Raw genomic sequence first — 6,000 nt, forward strand, 5'->3', positions numbered from 1 at the left:
TACTTTCGACGCTATTCCCATTATTTCCTGCCTGCGGCTTGCTTAGGCAGCGATCCGGCGGCGATTGGTAAATTCAGGGTCTCGCGATAGTACGGAAAAAAGCAACCCGGTGCCGTCGGGATCATTCCCGTGCGGCAAGGCCAGGTTGCTTTCCGGTGGTGCGGAATTAACGGCGAAGGCCGAGCTTCTCGATCAAGGCGCTGTACCGTTTTACGTCTTTATTCTTCAGGTACGCCAACATCTTGCGGCGTTGGCCGACCATCTTGAGCAGACCGCGGCGGGAGTGGTGGTCTTTCTTGTGCTCCCGGAAGTGCTGCGTCAAGTTGTTGATGTTCTCCGTGAGGATAGCGATTTGGACTTCCGGGGATCCGGTGTCCGCTGCGTGGGTCTTGTGCAGCTCGATCAACTCTTGTTTGCGTTCTTGTGTCAATGCCATCCTATTCACCTCCAATGATCGTGATCTGACGAATCGCCGTTGGCCGAGCCGGCGCCGGTGAGTGCGCGGAGCCAAGCCAAGGTTCATGTCGCCGCGAATCGGCGCGTGCCGTCTTCGCAACGTGTTCTAGTATAGCATAGATAGGCTAGCGTACACAATCCCCGCGGTTCTTCTAGAGCGACGCCGATGCGAGCGCCGCCCGCGCCGATTCGGCGTCGCGGCCGATCTGCGCCTTCAGCTCGTCGAACGAAGCGAACTTCGTCTCCGGGCGCAGGAAGCTGCGGAACCGGACCGTAAGATTCTGCCCGTACAGGTCGCCGTCGAAGTCGAACAGATGCGTCTCCAGCTTCGGTACGCCGCCGGGCGCGTCGAAGGTCGGACGAAGACCGACGTTGATGACGCCCTTACGGGTGTCCGCAGCCCCGTCGACGCCGTCGATCGTCACGGCATAGACGCCGTGCAGCGGCAGCACGTAAGGGACATCCGGCTTCATGTTGGCGGTCGGGAATCCGAGCAGCCGTCCGCGCGCGTCGCCATGGACGACGACGCCCGTGATGGCGTAAGGACGGCCGAGCAGCTTCTCCGCTTCGTCGCAGCGGCCGGCGGAGAGCATCTCGCGGATGCGCGTGCTGCTCACCTTGGCGCCGCCTTGGAATACCGGTTCGACGACTTGCACGTCGATCGTCCCGCCGCCGGCCGTCCGCAGCAGCTCGGCATTGCCGCGGCCGCGGTGGCCGAACTTGAAGTCGAAGCCGACGACCGCCGTCTTGACGCCGAGCGGCAAGAGCAGTTCGGTCACGAACCGCTCCGCGGATACTTCGGCGAAGCCCATATCGAACGAGACGACGTAGGCGACCTCCATGCCGAGCTCCGCCAGCAGCGAGAGCTTGTCGTCGAGCGGCGTCAGGACGGTATGATAGCCGTCGTGGCCGAGAATCGTCCGCGGATGCGGGTCGAACGTCAGCACGGCCGGCTTCAATCCCTGGCGCTTCGCGAGCGAGACGGCGCGCTTGACAACTTCGGCATGGCCGAGATGTACGCCGTCAAAAAAGCCGATCGCGAGCGACAGCCCTTCGGGCTTGATCGCGCCTGGCGCAAGCGCCGACTGCCCCGATACGATTGCATGCGATAATTCGTAACGTTCCACCTGCTGTATCCCCCTGCACTCTTCGGACTACCGGTCTTCCTGCTCGTGACCGTTTTCCGGATGGAATACTTTGACGGCGCGTAGGACGCCCCGTTCCAATTCAGCGTCGAACAGCCCGAGGAAAGCGCCGTCCTCCCGATAAAGCCGCCACAGCCCGACGCGATCCGGGCGCGGCTGCAGATCGGCGAATCGGATAGGCTTGCCTTGCAGGGCGTGAAGCGGCGCGTCGCCGGATCCGACCGTGCGCGGCATGAAGCCGAGCAGCGTATCCGCCGGCAAGAACTTGTCCGCCAGCGCGCCCTGCTGCGCAAGCTCCGCCAGCGCCTCCAAAGTCAAGCTGTCGTCGGGTCCAAGACCCGCACTCTCGATTCGCCGAAGCTCCGCCATTGCCGCCGGCACGCCCAGCTTGCGCCCGATATCGACGCAGAGCGTGCGGATGTAGGTGCCTTTGGAGCAGCGCACGGCGAAGCGGACTTCGGGCTGCGGGCTCTGGACGTCGATATGCGCGATCCGGATGTCGTGTATCGTCACCGGCCGGGCCTTCCGCTCGATCGTCACGCCTTCGCGCGCGAGCTCGTACAATCGCTTGCCGTCCACCTTGACGGAGGACACCATCGGCGGCACCTGCTCGATATCGCCGACGAAGGAAAGCACCGCCGCCCGGATGGCCGACTCGTCGAGATGGCTGGCATCCCGCTCCTCGATCGTCCGGCCGGTCAGATCCTCCGTATCGGTGGCGATGCCGAACCGGAGCGTCGCTTCATACGTCTTGGGCATTTCTTGGAGGTACTCGACCATCCGCGTAGCCCGGCCGACGCAGATCGGCAGAACGCCGGTGACGGCCGGATCCAGCGTTCCGGTATGACCGATCCGCTTCACGCCGATGATGCGCCTCGCCTTGGCGACGACGTCGTGAGAGGTCCAGCCCGCAGGCTTCCAGACCGCCAGCACGCCTTCGGGCGTCGGGCCCGTTAACGTCTTGTTCATTCGGCATCCAACGCCTTCCTGATCGCTTCGACCACTTGGGCGATCGCATCCGGGAGCGGCGCCGCTACGCGGCAGCCCGCCGCCCGGACGTGCCCGCCGCCCTGGAATTGCTGCGCCACGGCGGCCACGTTCACGCGGCCGGCGGAGCGCATGCTGACTTTGACCGCATCGTCGCCGTGCTGCTTGAACAGGATGCCTACCTCTACGCCCTCGATGTTGCGCGGATAATTGACGAGTCCTTCAAGATCCTCGCTCTTGGCGCCGGTCTCGCTCATGTCCTCCGGCGTGACCCAGAGCCAGCCGACCCGCTGGTCTTCGCTGAACGTCAGCCGGGCGAGCGCCCGCTGGATCATCGACATTTGCTCCATCGTCATGCGCTCCAGCAGCTGCTCCGCGAGTCCGGGGCCGTCCACGCCCAGCTCGACGAGCTTGGAGGCGATGGCAAGCACCTTGGGGCTCGTATTCGCATAACGGAAGCCGCCGGTATCCGTGAGCATGCCGGTGTAGATGGCGGTCGCGACGTCGACGTCCAGCGGCACCCGGGCCGCTTCGAGCAATTCGAATAGAATCTCGGCCGTTGCGGCGGCGTCGAACCGGAGAAGATTCGCGGCGCCGAAGGCGTCGTTCGTCGGATGATGGTCGATGTTGAGCAGCTCCGCTTCCGGCGCGAACAGCTCCTTGGCGGCGCCGACGCGGGCGAAGTCCGCGCAGTCTACGGCGATGATCGATCGATAAGTACGGTCGGGCTTGCCCGCCGCGAGCGTGAGGAGGCGATCGCTCCCCCACAGGTATCGCAGGCGGGAAGGCGCCGGCCCATCATTGTATAAAGCATAGGTCTTGCCTAGCTTCTCGAGCAGCCAGCCGATCGCGACGGTCGAGCTGATCGCGTCGCCGTCCGGCTGGACGTGCGAGACGACCAGAAAATCGTCGCGTTCGCGAATGAACGCGACCGCTTTGTCCAACTGCTCCTCCCACGAGGAGAGGGCGGCGTCGCCGCCGCCCGCTGCCGTCGTTACGGGGACGTTCCCGTTCGAGGCGCTCATGCGTTGGGAGCTCCCCGGTTAATCTCTTGCAGCAGCGCTTCGATATGGCTGCCGTACTCAATCGAGCTGTCAAAGCGGAATTCGATCTCCGGCGTATGCCGCAGACGCATCCGGCGGCCCAGCTCCGAGCGGAGGAAGCCCTTCGCTCTCCCGAGCGCGTGCAAGGTGGCTTCCTTCTGTTCTTCGCTGCCGAGGATGCTCAGATATACCCGAGCCAGCGACAGATCGTTCGTCACGTCTACGCCCGTGACCGTGATGAATCCGATGCGGGGATCCTTCAACTCCGTCTGAATGAGAGAGCTGATCTCCTTCTTGATCTGTTCGCCGACCCGGCCGACGCGGAATTTAGCCATTGCCGTTCACCTCGTTTATGCTGACACGTCACGCAAGGATTAGCGTTCCACCGACTCCATGATGAACGCTTCGAGCACGTCGCCTTGCTGAAGATCGTTGAACTTCTCCAGCGTGATGCCGCATTCGTAGCCTTCCGAAACTTCCTTCGCGTCATCCTTAAAACGTTTGAGCGAATCGATCTTGCCTTCGAAGACGACGACGCCGCCGCGTACGAGACGCACTTCGGCATTGCGCGCGACCTTGCCGTCCGTGATCATGCAACCCGCGATCGTGCCGACCTTGCTGACCTTGAACGTCTCGCGCACTTCCGCGTGACCGATGATCTTCTCTTTGAAGACCGGATCCAGCATGCCCTTCATCGCTTGCTCGATCTCTTCGATGACCTTGTAGATGATGCGATGCAGGCGAACGTCGACCTTCTCTTGCTCGGCCGTCGCCGCTGCGCGCGGTTCCGGACGAACGTTGAAGCCGATGACGATCGCCGCCGAAGCGAGGGCGAGCGAGATGTCCGACTCGGTGATCGCGCCTACGCCGCTGTGAATCGTCTTAACGCGAACGCCTTCGATGTCGATCTTCTCCAAGGAGCCTTTGAGCGCTTCGAGCGAACCTTGCACGTCGGCCTTGAGAATGACGTTGAGATCCTTGATCTCGCCCTCTTTGATCTTGTTGAACAGATCGTCGAGCGTCACCTTCTGGTTCGACTTCATCGTGTCCTGACGCGTCTTGATGGAGCGCTTGTCGGCGATCTCGCGCGCTTTGCGCTCGTCTTCGAACACCATGAACGGATCGCCGGCTTGCGGCACTTCCGTCAGGCCCGTGATCTCGACCGGCGTGGACGGTCCGACTTCCTTGACACGGCGTCCGCGGTCGTTCGTCATGGCGCGGATCCGGCCGAAGCAGTCGCCCGCTACGAACGCGTCGCCGACTTTAAGCGTACCGTTCTGCACGAGGATGCGGGCGATCGGTCCTTTGCCTTTGTCCAGCTCGGCTTCGATGACCGTGCCGCGCGCCCGTTTGTCCGGGTTCGCCTTATAGTCGTTCACTTCGGAGACGAGCAGGATCATCTCGAGCAAGCCTTCGAGGTTGATACGCTGCTTCGCGGACAATTCCACGAAGATCGTATCGCCGCCCCAAGATTCCTGAACGAGACCGTATTCGGTCAGCTCTTGCTTCACCTTGTCCGGGTTCGCGCCCGGTTTGTCGATCTTGTTGACCGCTACGATGATCGGTACGTTCGCGGCCTTGGCATGGTTGATCGCTTCGACCGTCTGCGGCATGACGCCGTCGTCGGCCGCGACGACCAGAATCGTAATATCGGTAACCTGCGCGCCGCGGGCACGCATCGTCGTGAACGCTTCGTGACCCGGGGTGTCGAGGAACGTAATCTTCTTGCCGTGCACTTCGACTTGATAAGCGCCGATGTGCTGGGTGATGCCGCCGGCTTCGCCGCTGGCGACTTGCGTCTCGCGAATCGCGTCCAGCAGCGTCGTCTTGCCGTGGTCGACGTGGCCCATGATGGTGACGACCGGCGGACGGCTGATGAGCGCGTCCTCTTCGTCGTTCTCCTCGATCGTCTCGAAGTTCGTGTCCTCGACGACGATCTTCACCTCGGTCTCGACGTTGAATTCGCCTGCGACGAGCAGGATCGTATCCATGTCGAGATCTTGGTTGATCGTCGCCATGACGCCCATCATGAACAGCTTCTTGATGACTTCGGCCGCATCCTTGTGAAGCAGCTTGGCAAGGTCGCCGACCGTCATCTCGCCGCGGACGATAATCTTCTTCGGCGTGTTGTCGATCTTCTCGCGCGGAGGCAGGTTGCTCCGGCCTTTGCCGTTTTTGCCGCCTTTGCCTTTGCGCGGGCCGCCTCTGCCGCCTTCGTCGAACCGTCTGCCGAAATCGTTCTCCTTGCGTTTCGCGCCTGCGCCTGCCCCGCTATTGTTGTTGCGGTTGAAGTCGCTGTCGCGGGAACCGCGGTTGTCGCCGCGCCCCGCGCCGCCCGGACGGCTGCCGCCGCCTTGGCCGCCGCGACC

At 62.8% G+C, this 6,000-nt stretch carries 6 protein-coding genes; all 6 read right to left on the reverse strand.

Features of this window, described 5'->3' with window-relative positions:
• Positions 1–166: 166 nt before the first annotated feature.
• Positions 167–436, reverse strand: a complete 270-nt coding sequence (gene rpsO, locus H7C19_RS19460; protein WP_185670708.1) for a 30S ribosomal protein S15 — start codon at positions 434–436, stop codon at positions 167–169.
• A gap of 172 nt (positions 437–608) precedes the next feature.
• On the reverse strand, positions 609–1,583 hold the full coding sequence (locus H7C19_RS19465) for a bifunctional riboflavin kinase/FAD synthetase (protein ID WP_185670709.1): 975 nt from the start codon (positions 1,581–1,583) through the stop codon (positions 609–611).
• Positions 1,584–1,610: 27 nt separating this feature from the next.
• A complete protein-coding gene (gene truB, locus H7C19_RS19470; protein WP_185670710.1) occupies positions 1,611–2,570 on the reverse strand; it encodes a tRNA pseudouridine(55) synthase TruB in 960 nt (319 codons plus the stop codon).
• Positions 2,567–3,613 (reverse strand): DHH family phosphoesterase, encoded by a 1,047-nt coding sequence (locus H7C19_RS19475; RefSeq protein ID WP_185670711.1) that lies wholly within the window; start codon positions 3,611–3,613, stop codon positions 2,567–2,569. Before H7C19_RS19475 ends, truB begins: the two co-directional genes overlap by 4 nt.
• Entirely contained in the window at positions 3,610–3,966 is a 357-nt protein-coding gene (gene rbfA / locus H7C19_RS19480; RefSeq protein WP_185670712.1) for a 30S ribosome-binding factor RbfA, read from the reverse strand. Before rbfA ends, H7C19_RS19475 begins: the two co-directional genes overlap by 4 nt.
• 39 nt (positions 3,967–4,005) lie before the next feature.
• On the reverse strand, positions 4,006–6,000 hold a 1,995-nt coding region (gene infB, locus H7C19_RS19485), incomplete at its 5' end, for a translation initiation factor IF-2 (RefSeq protein WP_185670713.1).

The sequence above is a fragment of the Cohnella nanjingensis genome (assembly GCF_014212125.1).
In the GTDB taxonomy this organism is placed as follows: Bacteria; Bacillota; Bacilli; order Paenibacillales; family Paenibacillaceae; genus Cohnella; species Cohnella nanjingensis.

Excerpts from the sequence above, each read along its gene's own strand:
- H7C19_RS19475 (WP_185670711.1), bottom strand. The coding sequence starts at position 3,613 with ATGAGCGCCTCGAACGGGAACGTCCCCGTAACGACGGCAGCGGGCGGC.
- rbfA (WP_185670712.1), bottom strand. The coding sequence starts at position 3,966 with ATGGCTAAATTCCGCGTCGGCCGGGTCGGCGAACAGATCAAGAAGGAG.
- rpsO (WP_185670708.1), bottom strand. The coding sequence starts at position 436 with ATGGCATTGACACAAGAACGCAAACAAGAGTTGATCGAGCTGCACAAG.
- truB (WP_185670710.1), bottom strand. The coding sequence starts at position 2,570 with ATGAACAAGACGTTAACGGGCCCGACGCCCGAAGGCGTGCTGGCGGTC.